We start from the raw sequence: 26,882 nt of genomic DNA on the forward strand, positions 1-26,882 counted from the left end.
GTTATCGTCATGTCAATGACAAATCAAGAAAAATTCAAGATTTTAGCTGATCAAATTAAAATTGCAGATCATTTGGATCCAGAAATTTTAGCACAAAGTGAATTAACACGTGTAGATGTTAAAACAACGGATCGTACCTGGGTATTTCAGATAACATTTCCATATTTTTTACCAATTGAAGATTATCTGTTATTTATGAATGCAATTACTGAAGAATTTAAAACAATCGCTAAAGTCGATTGTAATTTTACAATCACAAATAAAGCGAATCAAGATGAATATGCATTGAAATACTTTAGTTATTGCATTGACCAAACAAAATTATCACCTAAAGTAAAAGGTCAGCTTAAGCAAAAGCGCTTAATTATGTCAGGGGATGTGCTCAAAGTCATGTGTCAGAATGATATAGAGCGAGATCATTTTGACAAAGCGTGCAATGGAAGTTTGATTAAAGCATTTCAACAATGTGGTTTTGCAATCAGCAGTATCATTTTTGAAACAGACCAAACATCTAATGGAGACGACTTGGCATCGTTAGAAGCACACATTCAACAAGAAGATGAGCAAAGTGCACGTGAAGCCACTGAAAAGTTAGAAAAGATGCGTGCTGAAAAAGCTAAACAACAAGATAATAATGAAAGTACTGTAGCTAAATGTCAAATTGGAAAACCAATTCAAGTAGAAAATGTAAAACCTATTGAATCGATTATTGAAGAGGAATTTAAAGTTGCAGTTGAAGGTGTTATCTTTGATATTAATTTGAAAGAATTGAAAAGTGGACGCCATATTGTAGAACTAAAAGTTACAGATTATACAGACTCCTTAGTATTGAAAATGTTCACTAGAAAAAATAAAGATGATTTAGCTCATTTTAAAGCTCTCAGTGTCGGTAAATGGGTTCGAGCACAAGGCAGAATAGAAGAAGATACATTCGTACGTGATTTAGTCATGATGATGTCTGATATAGAAGAAATAAAAAAAGCAGTTAAACAAGATAAAGCAGACGAAAAACGCGTAGAATTTCACTTGCATTCGTCCATGAGTCAGATGGACGGCATTCCGAATATAAGTGCATATGTAGAACAAGCAGCTAAATGGGGCCACAAAGCTATTGCAATTACTGATCATAATGTGGTTCAAGCATTTCCAGATGCGCATGCTGCAGCAGAAAAAAATGATATTAAAATGATTTATGGCATGGAAGGCATGTTGGTCGATGATGGTGTGCCCATAGCGTATAAGCCTCAAGACATTGATTTAAAAACTGCAACATATGTTGTTTTTGACGTTGAAACAACAGGTCTATCTAATCAGTATGATAAAATTATCGAACTCGCAGCTGTAAAAGTACAAGAAGGAGAAATTATTGATAAGTTTGAACGTTTTAGTAATCCACACGAACGTTTATCTGAAACAATCAAGAATTTAACGCATATCACAGACGATATGCTCGTCAATGCACCTGAAATTGAAACTGTTTTAACCGAGTTTAAAGCGTGGGTCGGTGACGCGATATTTGTAGCACATAATGCATCATTTGATATGGGGTTCATTGATACCGGTTATGAAAAAACTGGCCTAGGCGCATCAACTAACGGTGTGATAGATACACTTGAACTTTCTAGAACCATCAACACTGAATATGGAAAACATGGTCTGAACTTTTTAGCTAAAAAATATGGTGTAGATTTAACACAACATCACAGAGCGATTTATGATACTGAAGCAACAGCTTATATTTTTATAAAGATGTTAAAACAATTAGAAGAAGCAGAAGTTTATAATCATCAAGATATTAATAAGTCTTTATCAAATGAAGACGCTTATAAACGTGCTCGCCCAAATCACGTAACACTTATTGTGCAAAATCAACAGGGCTTAAAGAACTTATTTAAAATAGTAAGCGCATCTTTAGTTAAATATTATTATAGAACACCTAGAATTCCACGTTCTCTTTTAGATGAATATCGAGAAGGTATTCTTGTTGGTTCCGCATGTGATGAAGGTGAAGTATTTACTGCAGTAATGCAAAAAGACCAATCTCAAGTGGAAAAAATAGCAAAATACTATGATTTTATTGAAGTACAACCACCTGCATTATACCAAGATTTAATAGATAGAGAATTGGTGAGAGATAATGAAACATTACATGAAATTTATCAACGTCTCATCCAAGCTGGAGATGTGAATGATATACCTGTTATTGCAACAGGAAACGCGCATTATCTAAATGAACATGATGGTATTGCACGTAAAATTTTAATAGCATCACAGCCAGGTAACCCGTTAAATCGTAGTACTTTACCTGAGGCGCACTTTAGAACTACGGATGAAATGTTAGATGAATTACATTTCTTAGGTGATGCAAAAGCACATGAATTAGTTGTGAAAAATACAAATGACTTAGCAGACCGTATCGAACGCGTAGTTCCGATAAAGGATGAATTGTATACGCCCCGCATGGAAGGTGCTAATGATGAAATACGAGATATGAGTTATGCTAACGCCAGAGCATTGTATGGTGAAGATTTACCACAAATTGTAATTGACCGATTAGAGAAAGAGCTTGAAAGTATCATTGGGAATGGTTTTTCTGTGATATATTTAATTTCACAAAGACTGGTTAAAAAATCATTAGATGACGGTTATCTAGTTGGATCACGTGGCTCTGTAGGTTCGAGTTTTGTAGCGACAATGACTGAAATTACAGAAGTTAACCCATTACCTCCACATTATATTTGTCCAGAATGTAAAGAAAGTGAGTTCTTTAACGATGGATCCGTTGGTTCTGGTTTTGATTTACCAGATAAAAAATGTGCCACATGTGGATGTGATTTAATTAAAGAAGGCCAGGATATTCCTTTTGAAACTTTCTTAGGTTTTAAAGGTGATAAGGTTCCTGATATCGACTTGAACTTTAGTGGTGAATATCAACCACAAGCTCATAATTATACAAAAGAATTATTTGGTGAAGATAAAGTCTTTCGTGCAGGTACAATTGGTACGGTGGCTGAAAAAACAGCTTTCGGTTTTGTGAAAGGATTTTTAAATGATCAAGGTATTCACAAAAGAGGCGCTGAAGTTGATAGACTCGTAAAAGGTTGTACTGGTGTAAAACGTACAACAGGACAACACCCTGGAGGCATCATCGTTGTGCCAGATTATATGGATATCTACGATTTTACACCTGTCCAATTTCCGGCAGATGATCAATCATCGGCTTGGATGACGACTCATTTTGATTTCCATTCAATACATGATAACGTTTTGAAACTGGATATATTAGGACATGATGATCCGACGATGATTCGTATGCTGCAGGATTTATCAGGTATTGATCCTAAAACGATACCTGTCGATGATAAGGAAACTATGGGCATTTTTAGTTCGCCAGAACCTTTAGGTGTAACTTCAGAACAAATTTTATGTAAAACTGGAACATTTGGTGTGCCAGAATTTGGTACAGGATTTGTGCGCCAAATGTTAGAAGATACCAAGCCAACTACATTTTCAGAGTTAGTTAGAATATCTGGATTATCACATGGTACGGATGTTTGGCTAGGTAACGCACAAGATTTAATACGCTCAGGAACTTGTGATTTATCAAGTGTTATTTGTTGTCGTGATGATATTATGGTTTATTTAATGTATAACGGTTTAGAGCCTTCACTCGCCTTCAAGACAATGGAATTTGTACGTAAAGGTAAAGGGCTAACTGACGATATGGTTGAAGCAATGGTAGACAATGAAGTGCCAGATTGGTATTTAGATTCATGTAGAAAAATTAAATACATGTTCCCTAAAGCCCATGCGGCAGCATATGTATTGATGGCAGTACGTATTGCGTATTTCAAAGTTCATTATCCACTTTATTATTATGCAAGTTACTTTACGGTACGTGCATCTGATTTTGATTTAATTTCAATGATTAAGGATAAAGAAAGTATTCGAAATACAGTAAACGATATGTATTCTCGTTATATGGATTTAGCAAAAAAAGAAAAAGATACATTAACCGTATTAGAAATCATGAACGAAATGGCGCAACGCGGTTATCGTATGCAACCAATTAGTTTAGAGAAAAGTAAAGCATTTGATTTTATCATTGAAGGTGATAGTTTGATTCCGCCATTTATCGCTGTTCCTGGATTAGGTGAAAACGTTGCACAACGTATTGTTGAAGCACGCGAAGAAGGACCGTTTTTATCAAAAGAAGATTTAAATAAAAAAGCTGGGTTGTCACAAAAAGTCATCGAGTATTTAGATGAACTTGGTTCATTACCTAACTTGCCAGATAAAGCACAATTATCAATATTTGATATGTAATCGAGCAATATATTGGTAGGCATGGAATAAAAAATGTTAAATGTATAAAATTTTGATATTAGTTATTGTCATACTATATGAAAATATATAGTTGTTTGTATAGGAAATAAACATATGGTATAATAATGTTGCTTAAAAAATTAGACTCAGGCAGGAAGAGTGGGCGTTATACCCGCTCTTTTCTATTTGCCAAAAAAGGAGGTCAGTATGAGTAAAGTAACTGAGCAAGTTGAATCAATTATTCAACCCGTCCTTAACGACTTAAATTTTGAATTAGTTGAAGTCGAATACACAAAAGAAGGAAAAGATTACTTCTTAAGAGTATCCATTGATAAAGAAGGTGGCGTCGATTTAAACGATTGTGCCTTAGCTTCTGAAAAGATTAGTGAAATTATGGATGAAGAAGATCCTATTCAAGAAATGTATTATTTAGATGTAGCTTCTCCAGGTGCTGAAAGACCTATAAAAAAAGAAAAAGATTTCCAAAATGCTGTTACAAAACCAATATACGTTTCTTTATATGCGCCAATTGAAGGTGGAAAAGAATGGTTAGGTATCTTAAAAGAAGTAACAAGTGAAACGATTATTATGGAAGTAAAAGAAAAGTCAAAGAAGAAACAAGTTGAAATTCCAAGAAATAAAATCGCTAAAGCACGTCATGCTGTAATGCTTTAATGTGATGAGGAGGATGATAAGTCGTGTCAAGTAATGAATTATTATTAGCAACTGAATATTTAGAAAAAGAAAAAAAGATTCCAAGAGAAGTATTAATTGATGCAATTGAAGCAGCGCTAATTACTGCATATAAAAAGAACTATGACAGTGCAAGAAGTGTACGCGTTGAGTTAAACATGGATGAAGGTACATTTCATGTAATTGCTCGTAAACAAGTTGTAGAAGAAGTAATGGATAATAGAGAAGAAATTGACTTAAGTACAGCGCTAGTTAAAAACCCAGCATATGAAGTTGGTGATATATACGAAGAAGATGTAACACCAAGTGACTTTGGGCGTGTAGGTGCACAAGCTGCGAAACAAGCAGTAATGCAGCGTTTACGTGATGCTGAACGTGAAATATTATATGATGAATTTATCGATAAAGAAGATGATATTGTTAATGGTCTTATTGATAGAGTAGATCACCGCTATGTTTATGTTAATTTAGGACGTACAGAAGCTGTATTATCTGAGGCTGAAAGAAGCCCTAATGATAGTTATATTCCTAATGAAAGAATTAGAGTGTATGTCAATAAAGTAGAGCAAACGACAAAAGGACCGCAAATTTACGTTTCTCGTAGCCATCCAGGATTACTCAAACGTTTATTTGAACAAGAAGTACCAGAGATTTTTGACGGTACAGTCATTGTAAAATCTGTGGCACGTGAAGCAGGAGACCGCTCTAAAATCAGTGTTCATTCAGATAACCCAGATATCGATGCAGTAGGTGCATGTGTGGGTGCTAAAGGTTCTCGTGTTGAAGCGGTTGTAGAAGAATTAGGTGGCGAAAAAATTGACATTGTTCAATGGAATGAAGATCCGAAGGTCTTTGTTAAAAATGCTTTAAGTCCATCTCAAGTACTACAAGTGATTGTTGATGAAGCAAACCAATCAACTATTGTAGTTGTGCCTGATTATCAATTATCGTTAGCGATTGGTAAGCGTGGACAAAACGCACGTTTAGCTGCGAAATTAACTGGTTGGAAAATTGATATTAAATCAGAAAGTGATGCTAGAGCTGAAGGTGTTTATCCGACAGACGAAGCACTAGAAATAGAAGAAGATGAAAATATTGAACAGGATACAAACATTGATTTGGAAGATGTGAATATTGAAACGCATGACTTAAAAACGGATGATGAAACAGATAGCATAGATGAAGATGACGCTGAAAAATAATTTGGAGTGAGCTTTTATGAAAAAGAAAAAAATTCCAATGCGTAAATGTATACTTTCAAATGAAATGCATCCAAAAAAAGATATGATTCGAGTTGTTATTAATAAAGAAGGCGAAATTTTTGCCGATGCTACAGGAAAACAACAAGGTCGTGGTGCATATGTATCAAAAGATGTTAAATTAGTAGAAGATGCACAAAAACAAGGTGTATTAGAAAAATACTTTAAAGTTGATGCAGAAACTCTAGATCCTGTATACAAGGAAATTATACGTCTTATTTATCGCGAAGAGATACCTAAATGACTATAGAGAAAATCGTAAATTTTTTAGGTTTAGCAATGCGTGCTGGAAAAGTAAAAACAGGTGAATCGGTCATTTTAAATGACATTAAGAAAAATAGGTTAAAGCTCGTAATTATTGCAACTGATGCTTCTGAAAATACAAAGACAAAGTTTCAGAGCAAGTGTGAAAGTTACCATATATCATTTCGCATATTTGGAACAAGAGCTGAATTAGGACAAGCTTTAGGTAAAGCAGAACGAGTTAACATTGGAATCACTGATCAAGGCTTTGCTAAAAAGTTAGTGTCAATGATAGATGAATATCGTAAGGAGTGACTATATGAGTAAAATAAGAATTTACGAATACGCCAAAGATTTAAAATTAAAAAGTAAAGATATTATAGATGAGTTAAAGAAAATGGACGTTGAGGTAACGAGCCATATGCAAACGTTAGAAGATGACCAAATCAAGGCATTAGATAAGGTTTATAAACCAGAGAAATCGAATGCATCAGAAAATAAACAACAAGGTCAAAATCAACAAAAACCATCAAATAACAAGTCTAATGCTAATAAAAAAGATAATAATCAAAACAACAAAAATAACAACAAAAATAAGAAAAACAGCAAAAACAGCAAAAACAGCAAAAATAACAACAAAAATAAACAAACTAAACAAGAAGAACCAAAAGAAATACCTTCACACATCACTTATCAAGAAGGTATCACAGTTGGAGAACTTGCTGAAAAAATCAATGTTGATTCTTCAGAAATAATTAAAAAGTTATTTTTATTAGGCATCATGGCTAATATTAATCAAGCATTAGATGATGAAACTTTAGAATTAATTGCTGATGATTATGGTGTTGAAGTTGAAAAAGAAGTTGTTGTTGATGAAGAAGATTTATCAATTTACTTTGATGATGAATCTGAAGATGAAGATGCAGTAGAAAGACCAGCAGTTGTTACTATTATGGGACACGTTGATCATGGTAAAACAACGTTATTGGATTCTATCCGTAACACACAAGTAACAGCAGGTGAAGCTGGTGGTATTACACAACATATCGGTGCTTATCAAATTGAAAATGATGGCAAAAAAATCACTTTCCTTGATACACCAGGACATGCTGCATTCACAACAATGCGTGCACGTGGTGCGCAAGTAACTGATATTACAATTTTAGTTGTAGCAGCAGATGATGGTGTAATGCCTCAAACGATAGAAGCAATCAACCATGCCAAAGAAGCGAATGTACCAACGATTGTAGCAGTTAATAAAGTTGATAAACCGACTGCTAACCCTGATCGAGTAATGCAAGAATTGACAGAATACGGTTTAATTCCAGAAGACTGGGGTGGCGATACAATTTTCGTACCGCTTTCTGCTTTAAGTGGCGATGGTATAGAAGATTTAATAGAAATGATTGTGCTTACATCTGAAATTCAAGAACTAAAAGCAAATCCTGCTAAAAAAGCAGTAGGTACAGTGATAGAAGCAGAATTAGATAAGTCACGTGGTCCATCTGCATCACTTCTAGTACAAAATGGTACACTGCATGTTGGAGATGCTTTGGTTGTTGGTAATACGTATGGTAGAATTCGTGCAATGGTTAATGACTTAGGACAAAGAATTAAATCTGCAGAACCGTCTACGCCTGTTGAAATCACAGGTATTCATGATGTACCACAAGCTGGGGATCGTTTTGTTGTGTTTAAAGATGAGAAACAAGCAAGACGTATTGGTGAAGCACGTCATGAAGCTAATGTTTTACAACAGCGTCAAGAAAGTAAGAGCGTTTCACTAGATAATTTATTTGAACAAATGAAACAAGGTGAAATGAAAGATTTAAATGTCATCATTAAAGGTGATGTTCAAGGTTCTGTCGAAGCACTTGCAGCTTCACTAATGAAAATTGAAGTAGAAGGCGTTAATGTTCGCATAATTCATACTGCAGTAGGTGCGATTAATGAATCTGATGTAACTTTAGCGAATGCGTCAAATGGTATCATCATTGGCTTTAACGTAAGACCGGATACTGGTGCCAAACGTGCAGCCGAAACAGAAGGTGTAGATATGAGATTACACCGTGTTATTTATAGTGTTATTGAAGAAATAGAAGCTGCAATGAAAGGCTTACTAGATCCAGAATATGAAGAACAAGTGATTGGCCAAGCAGAAGTGCGTCAAACATTTAAAGTTTCAAAAGTGGGTACAATAGCTGGTAGTTATGTTACAGATGGTAAGATTACGAGAAATGCGGGTGTCCGTGTTATCAGAGATGGTATCGTCCAATTTGAAGGTGAACTGGACACATTAAAACGTTATAAAGACGATGCAAAAGAAGTAGCTCAAGGCTATGAATGTGGTATCACGATTGAAAAATATAACGACCTAAAAGAAGGCGACATAATAGAAGCTTTCGAAATGGTTGAAATTAAAAGATAAAGACAGTTATCTTAAGAAAATACAAAAATTTTAAACCGTAGGCTAATTTATCATGTTAGCTTACGGTTTTTTTCTTTTAAATATGTTATCTTTTGGGTAAGAGAAGGTGTGGCTTTGAAGCATTTGAAAAAATGTTTATTTTTATAATTTAATATAATGTTTTGTTTTAAGTGCATAGTTACTCATAAAATTAGCTATTTATTAAGCATTGTAAACCAGTTAAAAAATTTTTAGTAAAATTGCTTGTTATTTTAATATGGACACTAACTGTCTATGTACTTAATTAAACTTAGCATAAATAGGAGGTTATAAGTGATGAGTGAATATTTAAAAGAAATAAATGAATTTTGGCAAGAATATTTGGATCAATATAACTCTATTTATGACTTAGAAACTTTAAATGAAATAAGAGAAAGACATGACATAACTGCTTTTCTACACCCTCAAGATTTAGCATATTTAAAAAGAAATTTTGGTGAAGATTTTAGTAACATACCAAGATTTAAAAAGTTGATTGATTTTGCAAATGGAAAAGTAAAAATCAATAAGCATAGACAACGAATTGTCCAAAATGAAGCAGAATTAAGTCCAGCCATAGCAAGACCGTATTTTGGAAATCCTGAAAGAGCAGATATTGTAATATTGAAAAAAAAGGCGGAAAATGATTTTATAATTAATGATCCTACCTTACCAGATGATATGGTGGTACATTATCGTAATAGAATATTGCAAGACATACAAGGTAAATTGGATTTAAACGGTCATAAGGTATTTATTCCTTATATAGATCATCATTGTTGGTTTAAGAAATATATATATAGTAACGGATCCATTTTGAAGCAATTCAATATTAATCCCAATAGAGTGATGGTTATGAATTTCTTCCCATATCAAACTGGTCATACTGCAGGTATACCAAAAGATTTTTTAACATTTAACCATTATCTACCGTCACAAGTTATGAATTTTGAACTCTTACTAAAAATTATAAATGATGATAAGCGTCGAATTTATATTGTTAGTGAAGAAGAACTATTTATTTCAATCTTTAAAAATTTTACTAATAGTGATTTACATCAATATCTTGTTGACAATTTGTTTGTGCTGTCATCTAAACAGAATAGACACATCACAGCATGTAATGTATTGAGTTATAAAGAGCATATTAGACGTTTAAAAAAGAAAGAGTCATTGAATAAAATAGATTATTATAAGTGGAATCAGCAACAAAAGAAAGAGCGAGAGCTAGGGAATTCAGATTTTATAAGAAAGCTTAAAGCTATTCAATATAAAGAAGCATTACCGCGTTAGTAAAATTGAACTGACTAAAAAGGTAACTTTCATTTCAAATGATATGAAAGTTACCTTTAATATGTAGTTAAATATGATAATGCTTGAATAATGATTTGATTTGATTTTTAAAATCTTCTACATAATGATCTGGTTTTAATAAAATGATTTCTTGTGGATATTCATATGCTAAATTTAGGCATTCGTTTTTTGAGATTATGAGTTCTGCTTCAATAAATGCTTCATTATTTTGTGAATTTAGTACTATAAATTGCCGTTGAATTTGTTCCCATATGGAAGGGAGAAATTTCATAATGACTGTTGGAACTTGCAGAAAGATATTTTCATCAAATGCTTCATCATATTGCTCGATATCATGTATTGAGTTTAAATCTTGTGTAAAAATTTCGTGTTGATATATATAAGTAATCCAATATTTATTTTTGAAATATCTTGTGTATACCGGTACGACTTTATACGTTTGATTGTCAACATCATTTAGCAATATAATCTGTTTGTTTTGTATAGCAAGTTGAATTTTATAAATAAGTGTGGATTCTGTTAATTCGTGATTGATTGTAAATTGATTAAGTAATGTATTAGATAAAAATTTTTCAGCTAGATTCGAATTACTGTTTAGCCCTCTAATTAAATTGTAGGTATCGATATGAATGTGAGGCGTGAAATTTTTCATCCTAAATAGTAAGTTAAGTAACCGATTATTTTTAAATTTATAGCGATCTATACTAATGCGATGTCGGCCTATATTATTTTCATAAACAATCCTTGCATTTAGCCCTTCCCATTCATGGTCTTCATATAAAAAGTTATTTATATCACTAAAATCTCGTTGAATGGATCTTACATTAACGTTTAATTGTTGTGCAAGTTCTTCTTTGCTTAATTTTTTTCCGTTAAATAGACGAGTGAAAATATAAAGTAGTCTTTCTGATTTATCCAAGTATACACGCTCCTTATCATTTCAATAGAAAAATTCATTTTTTATTAGTTTGAATTATAGCATGATACTTTCTATAATGTGTAAAACATTATAAAATAAATTAAAAACTTAAATGATATTAAAGTAGTGATTTTTTATAAAATTAAACTTAGTTTTTCATAAATAATCATTGTATTTAAAAAACAAAAATGTAATAAAGTTTCATTTTATAACACTTTGGAAATATAATTGTGCCTAACTGTTATGAAATCATGTTTAATTGTTTCAGAGCTATTACCTCTTTGAGTTATAATAAATTTGTAATTAAATTTTTAAACGTAAAAAAGAAGGAAGTTTGTTTGACGTTGTGAAATGAACTGTCATATAATCTTTAAGTAAGATAAATATACATGTATGAATGATATTTGTGAGGTGAAATATAATATGAATATGAGAGCTGAACGTGTTGGCGAACAAATGAAACAAGAAATTATGGATATTGTTAATAATAAAGTCAAGGACCCTAGAATTGGTTTCCTAACAATAACAGAAGTTCAATTGACGAATGATTTATCTATTGCAACAATTTATTTAACTGTACTTGGAAATGATAAACAAATTGATGATACGTTTAAAGGTTTAGAGAAAGCGAAAGGTTTTATAAAATCTGAAATTGGTTCAAGAATGCGCTTAAGAATTGTTCCAGATTTAAAATTTGAATACGATGAATCGATAGACTACGGTAATAAAATTGAAAAGATGATTCAAGATTTACACAAAAATGATTAATTTTAAAAGCTGAAACAAATACCTATTGAGATATTTGTTTCAGCTTTTTTATAACCATTTATTTATTGAGACGTGTTAATATAAATAAGGAATGATATTAAAAGGACGATTGAAGGTGACATAAAAATGTATAACGGTATTTTACCTGTTTATAAAGAACGTGGTTTAACAAGCCATGATGTTGTATTTAAATTAAGGAAGATTTTAAAAACAAAAAAGGTTGGACACACTGGTACATTAGATCCTGAAGTATCAGGTGTATTACCCATATGTATAGGTTCAGCAACAAAGGTAAGCGATTATATTATGGAAATGGGAAAGACTTATTTTGCAACTGTATATTTAGGGTTTAGTACAACTACAGAAGATCAGACAGGTGAAATTTTAGAAAAAAAGCACATTGAGGAAAATACACTTATAGAGGCGCAGATTGATAGCGCAATAGCACGTTTTGAAGGTGTCATTACGCAAATTCCTCCAATGTATTCATCAGTAAAGGTGAATGGTAAAAAGCTTTATGAATATGCAAGGAAAAATGAAACAGTCGAAAGGCCTTCAAGAGAAGTTGAGATTTACGATATTAAACGAGCGTCTGATTTAAGATTTGAAAATCTAGGTTGTCAATTTGATATCAGAGTAAAGTGTGGTAAGGGTACTTATATTAGAACGTTGGCAACAGATATAGGAAAGATGCTTGATATACCAGCACATATGTCAAAGTTAACAAGAATACAAAGCGGTGGGTTTGATATTGAAGATAGCCTTTCAATCGAACATGTACAATCACTACATGAGCACGAAACATTACAAGAAAATCTTTTTCCGATAGAATATGGTTTGAGAGGTTTGAAAAAAGTCAATATTTCAAACGAAAATCAGAAAAATAAAATATTGAATGGTCAAAAGTTTAGTAAGAATGAATTTGATCATTCTATTAACACGTTGGTTGTGATGTTTGACACAAAAGAAAATAAGGCATTAGCAATTTACACACCACATCCTGATAAACCATATGAAATAAAACCAAAGAAGGTATTTAACTAAAGGAGAAATAACCATGAAAGTAATTGAAGTAACTCATCCGATTCAAGAAAATCAGTATATATCAGAAGATGTAGCAATGGCTTTTGGTTTTTTTGATGGCATGCATAAGGGACATGCAGAGGTATTTGATACTTTAGAAAAAAAGGCAGAGGCATCGAATTTAAAGAAAGCTGTAATGACATTTGATCCACATCCTTCTGTTGTTTTAAACCCTGAACTTAAACGTACAGATTACTTAACACCGATTCAAGATAAAATAGAAATATTAGAATCATATGGTATTGATTATTGTATCGTTATTAATTTTTCATCTAAATTCGCCAATGTAAGTGCCGAAGAATTTATACGAGAATATATCATTAATAATCATGTAAAAGAAGTGGTTGCAGGATTTGACTTCACTTTCGGCAAATTTGGAAAAGGAAACATGATGATTTTAGATGAAATGACGGAATTTAATACGACTATCGTGAGTAAACAAGAGCTCGAATCGGAAAAAATTTCTACAACAGATATTAGAAAATCACTCAAAACAGGAGACTTACAAAAAGCTAACGATGAACTTGGATATCGATATCGAATTAAAGGTATGGTTGTACAAGGCGAAAAACGTGGGAGAACAATTGGCTTTCCCACTGCGAATGTAGAGCCAAGTGGAGATTACGTTTTGCCTAAAAATGGCGTTTATGCTGTGAGTATGAAAATAGGTGCAGATGATAAAGTTTATCGTGGAGCTGCCAATGTTGGCGTCAAACCCACATTTCATGATCCGTCTAAAGCGCAAGTTGTAATAGAAGTTAACCTGTTTGACTTTCATGAAAACATATATGGTGAGCGTGTTATCGTTTATTGGCATCATTATTTAAGACCAGAAGTTAAATTTGATGGTATAGATCCTTTGGTTGAACAAATGAATAAAGATAAAGAAAAAGCGAAATATTTACTTTCTGTTGATTTTGGTGACGAAATATCATATAATATTTAAGTCTGATGTGTTAAACACACATACTAGGCACCTTTATCTTGGCAGTTCGAGACTCCGACGTTTTGCTCGGATAAAGGCGCATAAAAATAAAAAGGAGGAAATTGACTATGGCAATTTCACAAGAACGTAAAAATGAATTAATTAAAGAATATCGCACACACGAAGCGGACACTGGTTCTCCAGAAGTACAAATCGCTGTGTTAACTGCAGAAATCACTGCATTAAACACTCACTTACGTGAACACACGAAAGACCACCATTCACGTCGTGGATTATTAAAAATGGTAGGTCGTCGTAGACACCTATTAAACTACTTACGTAGCAAAGATATTCAACGTTACCGTGAATTAATTAAATCATTAGGTATCCGTCGTTAATCTTTAGACGTATATTTATCGGGAAAGAACCTTTGGGGTCTTTCCCTTTTTTATAATTTTTGCATTTATAATTATACATTAAACTATATACTAATATAAATCTTTATTGATAAATGATATGATAGGATTAACAGATAAATGAGAGGAGATTCGTAATGTCTCAAGAAAAAAAAGTTTTCAAAACCGAGTGGGCAAATAGATCTTTAACGATTGAAACGGGACAATTAGCCAAACAAGCAAACGGTGCAGTACTTGTTAGATATGGTGATACAGTCGTTTTATCTACTGCAGTAGCATCAAAAGAACCACGAGATGGTGACTTTTTCCCATTAATGGTTAACTATGAAGAAAAAATGTATGCTGCAGGTAAAATACCTGGTGGCTTTAAAAAGCGCGAAGGACGTCCAAGTGATGAAGCCACGTTAACTGCACGTTTAATTGATAGACCCATTCGACCACTGTTCCCTAAAGGTTACAGATATGACGTTCAAATTATGAATACAGTATTGAGTGCTGATCCAGATTGCTCTCCTGAAATGGCAGCAATGATAGGTTCGTCAATGGCATTAAGTGTTTCTGACATACCTTTTCAAGGTCCAATAGCAGGTGTAAACGTTGGTTATATAGATGGTGAATATGTGATTAACCCTACCGTTGCACAAAAAGAAGTATCTAGACTCGATTTAGAAGTAGCTGGTCATAAAGATGCGGTGAATATGGTAGAAGCTGGTGCAAGTGAAATTACAGAAAATGAAATGCTTGAAGCGATTTTCTTTGGACATCAAGAAATTCAACGTCTAGTTAGCTTCCAAGAAGAAATTATCGACCATATTCAACCAGAGAAAAAAGCATTTATTCCTGTTGAAAAAGATGAATCACTGGTTGCCAATGTAAAATCATTAACTGAATCATATGGTTTGAAAGAGGCCGTATTAACATTTGACAAGCAACAAAGAGATATTAATTTAGATGAACTTAAAGAGAAGGTTGCATCAGAATTTGTTGATGAAAATGATGACGAAAATGAAGCATTAATCAAAGAGGTCTACAGTATATTAGATGACTTGGTTAAAGAAGAAGTTAGACGTCTCATTGCAGAAGAAAAAATTAGACCAGATGGTCGTAAAACAGATGAAATTCGTCCATTAGAATCTGAAGTAGGTATTTTACCAAGAGCACATGGTTCAGGTTTATTCACAAGAGGACAAACTCAAGCACTTTCAGTATTAACATTAGGGTCAATGAGTGAATACCAAATCTTAGATGGTCTTGGTGAAGAAGAACAAAAACGTTTTATGCATCACTATAATTTCCCAAATTATTCGGTTGGTGAAACTGGTCCAGTTCGTTCACCTGGTCGACGTGAAATTGGACATGGTGCGTTGGGAGAACGTGCGCTTAGCCACATCATTCCAGACGTTAAAGATTTCCCATATACTGTGAGAATAGTGAGTGAAGTATTAGAATCAAACGGTTCATCATCACAAGCTTCTATTTGCGGGTCCACACTAGCGTTGATGGACGCAGGTGTTCCAATCAAAGCCCCAGTTGCGGGTATTGCCATGGGATTAGTGACACGTGACGATAGTTATACGATTTTAACAGATATACAGGGCATGGAAGATGCGCTTGGAGACATGGACTTTAAAGTAGCAGGTACATCGGAAGGTATTACAGCTATACAAATGGATATCAAAATTGATGGTTTAACTAAAGAAATTATTAAAGAAGCGCTTGAACAGGCTCGAGAAGGTCGTTTAGCCATATTAGATCATATGTTAAAAACAATTGATACGCCACGTAGTGAACTTAGTGCTTTTGCACCTAAGGTTGTTACGATGTCTATTAAACCTGAAAAAATTAGAGATGTCATTGGTCCTGGTGGTAAAAAAATCAATGAAATCATTGATGAAACGGGTGTTAAATTAGATATCGAACAAGATGGAACGATATTTATTGGTGCAGTAGATAAAGATGCGATTGAAAAAGCACGTAGTATCATAGACGAAATCACACGAGAAGCGGTAGTTGGAGAGGTATACAATGGTACAGTTAAACGTATTGAAAAATATGGTGCCTTTGTTGAATTATTCCCAGGTAAAGACGCACTTGTACACATTTCGCAAATTGCTAATGAGCGCATTGATAAAGTAGAAGATGTGTTGAAAGTAGGAGACACATTTAAAATTAAAGTTACAGAAATTGATAAACAAGGTAGAGTAAATGCTTCGCATAAAGCATTACTATCTAATCATTCTAAATAATGTTTATTGCTAGAGACTGGTAAAATGATGAGAACTGCTTACAATAGAATTACTTTAATTCTATTGTAGAAAAGTTCAAGTCAGTTCACTGGTTTCTTTTTTTAATGTTTGAGCTAGTCTAATAAAAAATATTAAGTCAAAAGTTAAATACATATTTGAAAATGCACATTAAAAAGTGCGATTAATACGACATTACGCTCCTGAGAAAAATTTTTACATAAATACAAATCCTCCAATGATATATTTTAAAACAACTAAAGAACTACTTTAATAGTGTACATAAGGCCTATTTTCACTTATAATAAACTATGAGTTTATATATGGACGGGTAATTTAAATAGGAGGTAACATTTTGAGTTTAATTAAGAAAAAAAATAAAAATATTCGTATTATCCCTCTCGGAGGCGTTGGGGAAATTGCGAAAAATATGTATATCGTTGAAGTAGACGATGAAATGTTTATGTTAGATGCGGGACTGATGTTTCCAGAAGATGAAATGTTAGGTGTAGATATTGTTATTCCTGATATTCAATATGTGATAGAAAATAAAGAGAGATTAAAAGGTATATTCCTAACGCACGGGCATGAGCATGCGATAGGAGCTGTAACTTATGTGCTTGAACAAGTTGATGCACCTGTTTATGGATCGAAATTAACAATTGCATTAATCAAGGAAAATATGAAGGCGCGCAATGTTAATAAGAAAGTTAGATATTATACTGTTAATAATGAATCAATTATGCGCTTTAAGGGTGTTAATGTCACATTCTTTAATACTACTCATAGTATTCCAGATAGTTTAGGTGTTTGTATACACACTTCATATGGTGCGATTGTTTACACTGGAGAATTCAAATTCGATCAAAGTTTACAAGGTCATTATGCACCAGATTTGAAAAAGATGACTGAAATTGGACAAGATGGTGTGTTTGCGTTAATCAGTGATTCTACTGAAGCAGAAAAACCAGGTTATAATACACCTGAAAACGTGATAGAATCTCATATGTATGATGCGTTTACAAAGGTGAAAGGTAGATTAATCGTTTCATGTTATGCATCTAATTTTATTCGCATTCAACAAGTTTTAAACATTGCACAAAGGTTAAATAGAAAAGTGTCTTTTCTAGGTCGTTCGTTAGAAAGTTCGTTTAATATCGCTAGAAAGCTTGGCTATTTTGATATTTCTAAGGATCTACTAATACCAATTAATGAAGTGGAAAATTATCCCAAAAACGAAGTGATTATCATTGCTACTGGTATGCAAGGAGAACCTGTTGAAGCTTTAAGTCAAATGGCTCAAAAGAAACATAAAATCATGAATATTGAAGAAGGAGATTCCGTCTTCTTAGCAATTACTGCATCTGCTAATATGGAAGTGATTGTTGGAAATACGTTAAATGAACTCGTTCGAGCAGGCGCTGAAATCATTCCAAACAGTAAAAAAATTCATACATCAAGTCATGGTTGTATGGAAGAGTTAAAAATGATGATTAATATCATGAAACCTGAGTATTTCATCCCAGTAAATGGTGAATTTAAAATGCAAATTGCCCATGCCAAGTTAGCTAATGAGGCAGGCGTCCAACCAGAAAAAATATTCTTAGTGGAAAAAGGCGATGTAGTAAACTACGATGGCGAAGAAATGATTTTAAATGAGAAAGTTAATTCTGGCAATGTGCTCATTGATGGTATAGGTGTAGGTGATGTTGGTAACATCGTATTACGTGACCGTCATTTACTTGCTGAAGATGGTATTTTTATCGCAGTCGTAACGCTAGATCCTAAGAATCGTAGAATTGCTGCTGGTCCAGAAATTCAATCACGTGGTTTTGTTTACGTAAGGGAAAGTGAGGCTTTATTAAATGAAGCTGAAGAAAAAGTACGTGAAATCGTTGAATTAGGTTTACAAGAAAAACGTATTGAATGGTCAGAAATCAAGCAAAATATGCGTGATCAAGTAAGCAAACTACTTTTTGAAAATACAAAACGCCGTCCGATGATTATTCCGGTAATTTCTGAAATTTAATAATTTCTATTCTAAAATAAAGAGGTTAAGACAGACGCTTTGGTAAAGTTATTTAAAAGTACATTGTATATATGTTATATCTAAACAAATTATATACAACCTTTAAATATACTGGAGCGAATAATGTCTTACCTCTTTTATGTTATTATAAGTATGTAATAAAATGATTTTATAGTATTTAAAAGCATATTTATTATGTGTATTTTCACTTGTAATTAAAATACACATTTATGGTTCATATACATATTGAAAAAACAGAGTTGAAAAGAAGGTGTGAATGTTGGCACAAACAAGAAAGAGCTCAACAACAAAGAAAAAAACATCGAATACGAAAAAGAAAACCGCAAATAATAAAAAGAAGAAAAGTGATAGCCCTTTAAGATATATTATTGCGATAGTGATTTTTATTGCTATCATCCTTGGTGTTTTTCAATTGGGTATTATAGGCACCATGATAGATAGTTTCTTCAATTACTTATTTGGTACAAGTAGGTATTTAACTTATATATTAATCTTGATTAGTACTGTATTCATTACTTATTATAAAGCGTTACCAAAGACAAGACGTACCACTGGCGCATTTGTTTTACAAATTGCATTGTTACTTGTGACTCAAATAGTATACTATTTCATGCATAGAGCACAATCGCTTAGAGAGCCTGTGCTATCATATGTTTATAAATCTTATGAACATACGACATTTCCAAATTTTGGTGGAGGCTTATTTGGACATTACTTATTGGCATTATTGATACCTCTTATTTCAATTGTCGGAGTTATTATTGTAACGATATTATTAATCGCTTCTAGTTTTATCTTATTGACAAAACAAAGACATAGAGATGTATCTAAAGTTGCTTTTGAAAAAATGAAAATAAAAAGTCAGGATGCTTCTGCAAATCTTAAAGAGCGTCGCAAAGAAAATAAAATTAAGAAAGATGCTAAAGCACGTATAAAAGCAGAAAGAAAAGCTGAAAAAGCAGCTGAGCAATCACAATCTCAAAATAACGTTAAAGATGTCACTGATTTACCTGAGATTAGCAGCAACACGACTGAGCAACAATCAATTCCGATTTATGGTCATAACGATTATAAAGATGAAGATATTCAACAAGCACAACCTCAAAATAAAAGGTCTAAACGCGTTTTTGATCAAAATAATCAAAGTGCGGCGCAGCAAATGAATCAAGAAGATAATGGAATTACAGAGCAACCTTTAAACGAATTAGAAGAAAGTGAAGCATATGATGAAGATGCAGCTTCAAATTCTATATCTGAGGCAGGAGAAGTAGAAAACGAAGCCTATAAAATACCGCCATTAACGTTATTGAAACAGCCAGCTAAACAGAAATCAACTTCTAAAGCTGAAGTGCAGAAAAAAGGGCAGTTGTTAGAAAACACTTTAAAAAACTTTGGTGTAGATGCTAAAGTCACTCAAATTAAAATAGGTCCAGCAGTGACACAATATGAAATACAACCCGCTCAAGGTGTTAAAGTAAGTAAGATTGTTAATCTTCATAATGATATTGCGTTAGCATTAGCAGCTAAGGACATACGTATCGAAGCACCAATACCTGGCCGATCTGCTGTTGGTATAGAAGTACCAAATGATAAGATTTCACTTGTTTCTTTAAAAGAAGTGTTAGATGAAAAATTTCCAGCTTCGAATAAATTAGAAGTAGGACTAGGTAGAGATATTTCAGGTGACCCAATCACAGTAGAACTTAACAAAATGCCTCATTTACTTGTAGCAGGTTCTACAGGAAGCGGGAAATCTGTTTGTATCAATGGTATTATTACAAGTATCCTATTAAATGCAAAGCCACATGAAGTTAAACTTATGTTAATTGATCCGAAAATGGTAGAATTAAACGTATACAATGGCATCCCTCATTTGCTCATACCTGTTGTAACCAATCCTCATAAAGCATCACAAGCTTTGGAAAAAGTAGTTGCAGAAATGGAAAGAAGGTATGACTTGTTTCAACATTCTTCTACTAGAAATATTGAAGGTTATAATGAAGCGATTAGAAAACAAAATGAAGCGTTAGATGAAAAGCAATCAGAATTACCATACATTGTCGTGATTGTAGATGAGTTAGCAGATTTAATGATGGTTGCTGGTAAAGAAGTAGAAAACGCAATTCAAAGAATTACACAAATGGCACGTGCTGCTGGTATTCACTTAATAATCGCAACACAACGTCCATCCGTTGATGTAATTACTGGTTTAATCAAAAATAATATTCCGTCTAGAATTGCCTTTGCTGTGAGTTCACAAACTGATTCTAGAACAATCATTGATAGTGGCGGAGCAGATAAATTACTTGGTAAAGGTGATATGCTTTATGTAGCTAATGGTGGATCAACTAGAACAAGAGTTCAAGGTGCATTTTTAAGTGACCAAGAGGTTCAAGACATCGTAAATTATGTCGTAGAGCAACAAAAAGCGAATTATGTAAAAGAAATGGAACCTGATGCCCCAGTTGAAAAATCAGAAATGAAGAGTGAAGATGCCTTATATGATGAAGCGTATTTATTTGTAATTGAACAACAAAAGGCAAGTACATCGTTATTGCAAAGACAATTTAGAATTGGTTACAACCGTGCTTCTAGATTGATGGATGATTTAGAACGTAATCAAGTGATTGGACCACAAAAAGGTAGTAAACCTAGACAAATACTTGTGGATTTAGATAGTGATGAGGTGTAAATATGGAATTAACTTCTGTTTATAAAGTAAAAGAATGGCTGATTCAAGAGATAAGTACGAGAGGATTGAAACCGGGAGATGCTTTACCTAGTAATCTTGCGGTTGCTAGAAAATTAAATGTTAAAACAGATGATGTATACGATGCAGTTGATGAACTAATTACTGAGCAAGTGCTATCTAATAATTTAGAAGAAGGTGCAAGTGTTAAAAAGTTGCACCCATTCTTCTATCCATTAGATGAGTTGGTTAGTATTAGTAAAATGATAGAAGATCAAGGGTATCATGCGAGTACAGAATTTATAAATTTAGACGAAAAACCTGCGACCTCTTTAGATGCTAAAAGATTAAATCTTCCTGAAAAGGCGTTGGTGACAATTATTGAACGTGTGAGAATGGCTGACCGCATGCCAGTTGTTTATTGTTTGGATAAGCTACCAGCTGAAGATTTAACATGTGCAGAGTATCAAAATAGTGATGAATCTTTGTTAAATGCTTTGGAATATTATGCTTCGAAAAAAGTGGCATATGCAGAAACTGAGATTGAAGCTATTGGTTATGAACCACATATTTCGGATGTTTTAGATGCTTCGCCGCATGAAGGACTTATGTTATTGAAATTAATTCATTATGATAAAAATGATCAACCAATACTTTATTCTTTTAATTATTTCAAAAGTAGTTTAGTAAAATTTAAAACGGTTAGAAATAGTATATAATAACAAAATTATGAAAGTGAGGTTTGACAATTTGAAAATTAATGAACAACAAAATAATTTGCATATTAATGTGTTACCAACAACAAAGTTCAAAACGACCACAATTACTTTAAAATTTATGGCACCATTAGATAGTGAAACCATGACAGCTCGATCAATTCTCAGTAAGTTACTCGTGCGTGCTACAAAAAAATGGCCAACAGACAAGGCGTTTAACCGTCATCTTTCAGAATTGTATGGCGCGTATGTTAATAGCTTTGTCTCAAAATTTAAAGACAAACATGTCATCACAATATCATTGGAATTAGTGAATGAACGCTATCTTACTGATCAAACCCCATTATTTGAAAAAGGTTTAGATTTGTTGAGAGAAATGATTTGGAATCCTTTAGTTGTTAATGATCGTTTTGACGAAAACTTCGTTTCACAGGAAAAAGCTTTATTAACTAAAAAATTAGAAGCAATGGTTGATAATAAATCTCAAATATCTTTTTTAAATTTATTGAAATATATGTTTGGTGAACAACCATATCGTCACCTAGCTTCAGGACAAGTAGATTACATAGCAGATATTTCACCTGAAAATTTATATCATACATATCAATCTATGCTACACAACGACTATTGTGCTGTTTATGTCGTGGGTAATGTAGATGAACAAGAAGTAAAATCTCAAATCAAAACTTATTTTGATATAAAACCATTCCAATTCAAACAATCTCATGCGACGCCAGTGCCACAAGCAGATAAAGTGCCACAAGAAATTATTGAAACAGATGAAGTGGATCAAGCTAAATTAAATATTGGATTTAAATTGCCTGTACAATTTGGAGATAAACAATATTTTGCCAGTGTTGTTTTTAATACTATGTTTGGCGGAGATCCATCTTCCGTTTTGTTTAACGAAGTACGAGAAAAACAAAGTTTAGCATATTCAATTCATTCCCAAATAGATGCAAAAAATGGTTTTATGTTTGTTCTTAGTGGTGTTTCATCTGACAAATATGAAGTAGCGAAAGATACAATTATTGCGGAATTTGAAAAGTTCCAGCAAGGTCAATTTAGCGAAGAAAAATTAGAACTTGCTAAAAAGATTATTATTTCACAGCGTCAAGAGTCATATGACCGTCCTAAACGTATCATAGAGATATTAAATAATAATATTCTATTAGAACATGATATATCAGAGGAAGCGTACATTAAACACATTCAAGATGTGGATCATGCTGAAATCATAGATTTAGCAAAAAATATAGAACTCAATACAATCTATGTTTTAACGAAAGGGGGTAATTATTAATGCATAGCACATACTATAAGCAAATAGATGAAAATGTATTTGAAGCTGAGTTAAACAATGGATTGAAATTATTTGTTATACCTAAAACTGGCTTTCAGAAAACATTTGTTACATATACAACTCAATTTGGTTCCTTAGACCGTAAATTTAAACCGCATGGCAGTGAAGATTTTGTTACTGTACCAGATGGTGTAGCGCACTTTTTAGAACATAAACTATTTGAAAATGAGGAAGAAGACTTGTTTACTGCATTTGCAGAAGATAATGCACAAGTAAATGCCTTTACTAGTTTTGACCGAACAAGTTATTTGTTTAGTGCAACAGATAATATTGAAAGCAATATAAAACGCTTGTTAACCATGGTTGAAACACCATACTTTACCGAAGCATCTGTAGATAAAGAAAAAGGTATTATTGCTGAAGAAATAAAAATGTATCAAGAGCAACCTGGATATAAATTAATGTTTAATACATTAAGAGCTATGTATGAATCACATCCAATTCGTGTAGATATAGCTGGTAGTGTAGAAAGTATTTATGAAATAACTAAAGAAGATTTATACCTATGCTATGAAACATTCTATCATCCTTCTAATATGGTTTTATTTGTTGTTGGAGATGTAGATGTAGACCATATTTACAATGTTGTTGCTGACCATGAAAATCAAAGAGATAAAACGAATCAACCTCGAATAGTTAGGGATTCTTTAAAAGAACAGGATAGTGTAAAAGAAAAAGTAGTAACTGAAAAGATGAAATTGCAATCACCTCGAATTATGCTTGGCTTTAAAAATATGCCATTAACTGATGTGCCAGATAGATTATTGGTAAAAAAAGATTTAGAAATGACTTTGTTTTTTGAATTACTATTTGGTGAAGAAACTGACTTTTATCAAACGTTACTTAATGAAGAGTTGATAGATGAAACATTTGGGTATCAATTTGTATTAGAGCCTACATATAGTTTTTCCATGATTACCAGTGCGACTCAACAACCAGATAAGTTAAAAAAATTATTGTTGGATGAACTCGAAGCAAAACAGGGCAATTTAACTGATACAGAAGCATTTAATTTATTGAAAAAGCAATTTATTGGTGAGTTTATATCTGGTTTGAATTCGCCTGAATATATTGCGAACCAATATACAAAACTTTATTTTGAAGGTGTAAGTTTATTTGATCTATTAGATATTGTTGAAAGTATTACATTGGAAAGCGTAAATGAAACGGCACAATCGAGTTTGAATTTATCCCAAATTGTAGATAGTCGTTTGGAGATGAAATAAACAATGAAAGCTTTAGTTATAGGTGGCTCAGGGTCAATTGGTTCTGCAATCGTTAATCGCTTATTATCTGATGGGTATGAAGTCATCGTTCATTATAATAATACAGATATCAATAAATTAAAGTTTCAGTTCAACCATAGTTCAGTGCAATTGGTACAATGTGATTTGCGCAACGTAGATGATTTTAACCAATATTTTCATTTTATAAAAAATTTAGATTGTCTTATTTATGCGAGTGGCACTGCATTGTATGGTCAGTTGCAAGATATGACGGATGCAATGATTGATGAGCATTATCAAATTCACGTGCGCCAATTCATTAGAATGTGTAGATATTTTGTAGATCAGTTACGACAAAGTCAAAATGGGCGGATTATAGTTATTTCATCAATATGGGGAGAAACAGGTGCGAGTATGGAAACAGTCTACTCGGCGATGAAGTCAGCTCAAATTGGCTTCGTAAAAGCACTGAGTCAAGAATTATCATTGACTTCAGTCACTGTGAACGCGATCGCACCTGGTTTTGTAAGTGGTAATATGTTAAAAGCTTGGGGAGAAAATGATCTTGAAACTTTATCTCAAGATTTACCACAACAAAGATTTATTGAACCAGAAGAAGTTGCCCATACTTGTAGTTATCTTTGTAATCCATTAGCCAAAAGTGTCACTGGTACAATACAAAAAGTGAATGGTGCTTGGTATTTATAATTTTTGATATAATAGAAAAAATAAACCACCTGTGAATCATTCAATGATATAATATCAATATCATTCATTACATTACTTTTTAAATTATTTATGTGGTACTATGCTTTTTTCATTAAATAAATAACTGAAAATGTGATAGATTTTAGTCAAAGCGCATTGTTGCGATTTATAAACTAAGGGGTGTATATGCCATGACAGTTGCTACAAAAAAAGAATGGTATTTAGAATATGAAATTACAATGAACAGAGCTGGATTATTAGGTGACGTTTCCAGTTTATTAGGTATGATGGGTATTAGTATTGTTACAATAAATGGCATTGACGAAGGCAGAAGAGGTCTATTAATTAAATCAGATAACCTTGAAAAAGTTAGTAGATTTGAAAATATCGTTAGTGAAATTGATGACATCTCTATTACTAAATTGCGTAAACCAGAATTACGAGATCGATTGGCTGTACGACATGGTAGATACATAGAACAAGATGCTGCTGATAAAAAAACATTTCGTTTTGAAAGAGAAGATTTAGGTTTATTAGTAGATTTTATGGCCGAATTATTTAAAGAAAAAGGGCATAAATTAATCGGTATTAGAGGTATGCCTAGAGTAGGTAAAACTGAATCGATTGTTGCTGGTAGTGTCTGTGCCCATAAGCGTTGGCTATTTATTAGTTCTACGCTAATTAAACAAACTGTTCGTAGTTCGCTCATCAAAGGTGAGTATGATTCTGATCATGTCTATATTATTGATGGTGCGGTTACAGCCAGAGAATCTAACCAAAAACATCAAGAATTAGTGAAAGAAGTTATGAGCTTACCAGCGATTAAAGTTGTAGAACATCCAGATTTATTTGTGGAAACTAGTGATTATGAGATGAGTGACTTTGATTATATCATTGAGCTAAGAGAAAATAAAAATCAAGAAATCCATTATGAAGAAATGAAAAAACATACTGTAAAAAGTAAAAATAATCTTGATTTCGGTGACGATGTTTTCGGTGGTGGTTTTGGATTTTTTGAATAGTAAAAGATAATGGATGAGGAGGACTAACATCGTGAGTTTAGTTGGTCAAACTTTAAAAGGACGTCGCGAAAGATTAGGTATGACATTAACAGAATTAGAAAACCGAACAGAAATCAAACGCCAAGCTTTAACACTCATTGAAAATAATGATTTTGAGTCCCTTAAAAATGCAGATTATGTAGAAGGTTTTATTCGCAAATATGCAAAGGCTGTAAATATTGATGCTGAACAGCTTATTCATGCACATAGGGATGAAATTCCTAATCATGATAACAATTTGAAAGAAACGATTGATGCTTTTTCTTCAGATCATCAACCTACTTATCGTAGTAAAAACAAAGAACCTCTGCAGTTAGCAGTAGTAATAAGTCTAGTGATTATTATCACTGCCATACTGTGGATATTAGCGGTATTATTTTTATAAAAAATGTTATTGTAGTTTTGTTGTAAGTTATATATATAGAAATGAGGAT

21 protein-coding genes are annotated in these 26,882 nt (G+C 32.8%); 20 read left to right on the forward strand and 1 reads right to left on the reverse strand.

The window, feature by feature from the left end; genetic code table 11:
* Positions 1–9: 9 nt before the first annotated feature.
* The 7 genes from KA883_RS09130 to KA883_RS09160 all read left to right on the forward strand — a co-directional run bounded on the left by KA883_RS09130 (position 10) and on the right by KA883_RS09160 (position 10,260).
* Entirely contained in the window at positions 10–4,326 is a 4,317-nt protein-coding gene (locus KA883_RS09130; RefSeq protein ID WP_210139959.1) for a PolC-type DNA polymerase III, read from the forward strand.
* 207 nt (positions 4,327–4,533) lie between these two features.
* Entirely contained in the window at positions 4,534–5,001 is a 468-nt protein-coding gene (gene rimP / locus KA883_RS09135; protein ID WP_046208630.1) for a ribosome maturation factor RimP, read from the forward strand.
* Between the two features lie 23 nt (positions 5,002–5,024).
* Positions 5,025–6,221 carry a transcription termination factor NusA gene (gene nusA / locus KA883_RS09140; RefSeq protein ID WP_046208629.1) on the forward strand — a complete coding sequence of 399 codons (1,197 nt, stop codon included), beginning with the start codon at positions 5,025–5,027 and terminating at the stop codon, positions 6,219–6,221.
* 16 nt (positions 6,222–6,237) lie between these two features.
* Positions 6,238–6,522, forward strand: coding sequence for an RNase P modulator RnpM (gene rnpM / locus KA883_RS09145; RefSeq protein WP_046208628.1), 285 nt, complete (start codon positions 6,238–6,240; stop codon positions 6,520–6,522).
* Entirely contained in the window at positions 6,519–6,836 is a 318-nt protein-coding gene (locus KA883_RS09150; protein WP_046208627.1) for a L7Ae/L30e/S12e/Gadd45 family ribosomal protein, read from the forward strand. The genes rnpM and KA883_RS09150 overlap by 4 nt, the downstream gene beginning before the upstream one ends.
* 4 nt (positions 6,837–6,840) lie before the next feature.
* Positions 6,841–8,949 (forward strand): translation initiation factor IF-2, encoded by a 2,109-nt coding sequence (infB, locus tag KA883_RS09155; RefSeq protein ID WP_046208626.1) that lies wholly within the window; start codon positions 6,841–6,843, stop codon positions 8,947–8,949.
* 315 nt (positions 8,950–9,264) lie between these two features.
* Positions 9,265–10,260 carry a hypothetical protein gene (locus KA883_RS09160; RefSeq protein WP_230623001.1) on the forward strand — a complete coding sequence of 332 codons (996 nt, stop codon included), beginning with the start codon at positions 9,265–9,267 and terminating at the stop codon, positions 10,258–10,260.
* Between the two features lie 67 nt (positions 10,261–10,327).
* Here the strand turns inward: KA883_RS09160 and KA883_RS09165 are convergent, their stop codons facing one another.
* Positions 10,328–11,200, reverse strand: coding sequence for an HTH domain-containing protein (locus tag KA883_RS09165; RefSeq protein ID WP_064209030.1), 873 nt, complete (start codon positions 11,198–11,200; stop codon positions 10,328–10,330).
* A gap of 423 nt (positions 11,201–11,623) precedes the next feature.
* Here KA883_RS09165 and rbfA point away from each other — a divergent pair, with 423 nt between their 5' ends.
* From rbfA to KA883_RS09230, 13 genes are all read left to right on the forward strand, one after another.
* Positions 11,624–11,968: a 30S ribosome-binding factor RbfA gene (gene rbfA, locus KA883_RS09170; protein ID WP_019468695.1), complete on the forward strand. Its 345-nt coding sequence runs from the start codon at positions 11,624–11,626 to the stop codon at positions 11,966–11,968.
* Between the two features lie 126 nt (positions 11,969–12,094).
* Positions 12,095–13,012, forward strand: a complete 918-nt coding sequence (truB, locus tag KA883_RS09175; RefSeq protein ID WP_046208623.1) for a tRNA pseudouridine(55) synthase TruB — start codon at positions 12,095–12,097, stop codon at positions 13,010–13,012.
* Positions 13,013–13,025: 13 nt separating this feature from the next.
* The gene (locus KA883_RS09180) at positions 13,026–13,997 is read left to right on the forward strand and encodes a bifunctional riboflavin kinase/FAD synthetase (protein WP_046208622.1); all 972 of its coding nucleotides are present in this window, start codon (positions 13,026–13,028) and stop codon (positions 13,995–13,997) included.
* A 107-nt stretch (positions 13,998–14,104) separates the two neighbouring features.
* Positions 14,105–14,374 (forward strand): 30S ribosomal protein S15, encoded by a 270-nt coding sequence (rpsO, locus tag KA883_RS09185; RefSeq protein ID WP_019468698.1) that lies wholly within the window; start codon positions 14,105–14,107, stop codon positions 14,372–14,374.
* Positions 14,375–14,529: 155 nt separating this feature from the next.
* Positions 14,530–16,638, forward strand: a complete 2,109-nt coding sequence (gene pnp / locus KA883_RS09190; RefSeq protein WP_046208621.1) for a polyribonucleotide nucleotidyltransferase — start codon at positions 14,530–14,532, stop codon at positions 16,636–16,638.
* 352 nt (positions 16,639–16,990) lie between these two features.
* Entirely contained in the window at positions 16,991–18,664 is a 1,674-nt protein-coding gene (rnjB, locus tag KA883_RS09195) for a ribonuclease J2 (RefSeq protein ID WP_046208620.1), read from the forward strand.
* Between the two features lie 280 nt (positions 18,665–18,944).
* Positions 18,945–21,377, forward strand: a complete 2,433-nt coding sequence (locus tag KA883_RS09200) for an FtsK/SpoIIIE family DNA translocase (protein WP_046208732.1) — start codon at positions 18,945–18,947, stop codon at positions 21,375–21,377.
* A 2-nt stretch (positions 21,378–21,379) separates the two neighbouring features.
* Positions 21,380–22,093 (forward strand): GntR family transcriptional regulator, encoded by a 714-nt coding sequence (locus tag KA883_RS09205; protein WP_046208619.1) that lies wholly within the window; start codon positions 21,380–21,382, stop codon positions 22,091–22,093.
* 10 nt (positions 22,094–22,103) lie between these two features.
* Positions 22,104–23,393: an EF-P 5-aminopentanol modification-associated protein YfmF gene (yfmF, locus tag KA883_RS09210; protein ID WP_046208618.1), complete on the forward strand. Its 1,290-nt coding sequence runs from the start codon at positions 22,104–22,106 to the stop codon at positions 23,391–23,393.
* Positions 23,393–24,679: an EF-P 5-aminopentanol modification-associated protein YfmH gene (yfmH, locus tag KA883_RS09215; RefSeq protein ID WP_046208617.1), complete on the forward strand. Its 1,287-nt coding sequence runs from the start codon at positions 23,393–23,395 to the stop codon at positions 24,677–24,679. Before yfmF ends, yfmH begins: the two co-directional genes overlap by 1 nt.
* Positions 24,680–24,682: 3 nt before the next feature.
* Complete coding sequence (ymfI, locus tag KA883_RS09220) at positions 24,683–25,387, forward strand: elongation factor P 5-aminopentanone reductase (protein WP_046208616.1); 705 nt, start codon at positions 24,683–24,685, stop codon at positions 25,385–25,387.
* Positions 25,388–25,578: 191 nt separating this feature from the next.
* On the forward strand, positions 25,579–26,409 hold the full coding sequence (locus KA883_RS09225) for a DUF3388 domain-containing protein (protein ID WP_046208615.1): 831 nt from the start codon (positions 25,579–25,581) through the stop codon (positions 26,407–26,409).
* A 31-nt stretch (positions 26,410–26,440) separates the two neighbouring features.
* A complete protein-coding gene (locus tag KA883_RS09230) occupies positions 26,441–26,833 on the forward strand; it encodes a helix-turn-helix domain-containing protein (protein WP_080937823.1) in 393 nt (130 codons plus the stop codon).
* Positions 26,834–26,882 lie beyond the last annotated feature (49 nt).

This window comes from Staphylococcus sp. GDY8P54P, assembly GCF_017892645.1.
Classification (GTDB): domain Bacteria; phylum Bacillota; class Bacilli; order Staphylococcales; family Staphylococcaceae; genus Staphylococcus; species Staphylococcus ureilyticus.

What these genes read in the sequence shown, in the direction of transcription:
- KA883_RS09205 (WP_046208619.1), top strand. Translation starts at nt 21,380, where the DNA reads ATGGAATTAACTTCTGTTTATAAAGTAAAAGAATGGCTGATTCAAGAG.
- KA883_RS09180 (WP_046208622.1), top strand. Translation starts at nt 13,026, where the DNA reads ATGAAAGTAATTGAAGTAACTCATCCGATTCAAGAAAATCAGTATATA.
- KA883_RS09160 (WP_230623001.1), top strand. Translation starts at nt 9,265, where the DNA reads ATGAGTGAATATTTAAAAGAAATAAATGAATTTTGGCAAGAATATTTG.
- truB (WP_046208623.1), top strand. Translation starts at nt 12,095, where the DNA reads ATGTATAACGGTATTTTACCTGTTTATAAAGAACGTGGTTTAACAAGC.
- infB (WP_046208626.1), top strand. Translation starts at nt 6,841, where the DNA reads ATGAGTAAAATAAGAATTTACGAATACGCCAAAGATTTAAAATTAAAA.
- rpsO (WP_019468698.1), top strand. Translation starts at nt 14,105, where the DNA reads ATGGCAATTTCACAAGAACGTAAAAATGAATTAATTAAAGAATATCGC.
- KA883_RS09130 (WP_210139959.1), top strand. Translation starts at nt 10, where the DNA reads ATGTCAATGACAAATCAAGAAAAATTCAAGATTTTAGCTGATCAAATT.
- KA883_RS09225 (WP_046208615.1), top strand. Translation starts at nt 25,579, where the DNA reads ATGACAGTTGCTACAAAAAAAGAATGGTATTTAGAATATGAAATTACA.
- KA883_RS09150 (WP_046208627.1), top strand. Translation starts at nt 6,519, where the DNA reads ATGACTATAGAGAAAATCGTAAATTTTTTAGGTTTAGCAATGCGTGCT.
- pnp (WP_046208621.1), top strand. Translation starts at nt 14,530, where the DNA reads ATGTCTCAAGAAAAAAAAGTTTTCAAAACCGAGTGGGCAAATAGATCT.
- rnpM (WP_046208628.1), top strand. Translation starts at nt 6,238, where the DNA reads ATGAAAAAGAAAAAAATTCCAATGCGTAAATGTATACTTTCAAATGAA.
- rimP (WP_046208630.1), top strand. Translation starts at nt 4,534, where the DNA reads ATGAGTAAAGTAACTGAGCAAGTTGAATCAATTATTCAACCCGTCCTT.
- rbfA (WP_019468695.1), top strand. Translation starts at nt 11,624, where the DNA reads ATGAATATGAGAGCTGAACGTGTTGGCGAACAAATGAAACAAGAAATT.
- ymfI (WP_046208616.1), top strand. Translation starts at nt 24,683, where the DNA reads ATGAAAGCTTTAGTTATAGGTGGCTCAGGGTCAATTGGTTCTGCAATC.
- yfmF (WP_046208618.1), top strand. Translation starts at nt 22,104, where the DNA reads ATGAAAGTGAGGTTTGACAATTTGAAAATTAATGAACAACAAAATAAT.
- yfmH (WP_046208617.1), top strand. Translation starts at nt 23,393, where the DNA reads ATGCATAGCACATACTATAAGCAAATAGATGAAAATGTATTTGAAGCT.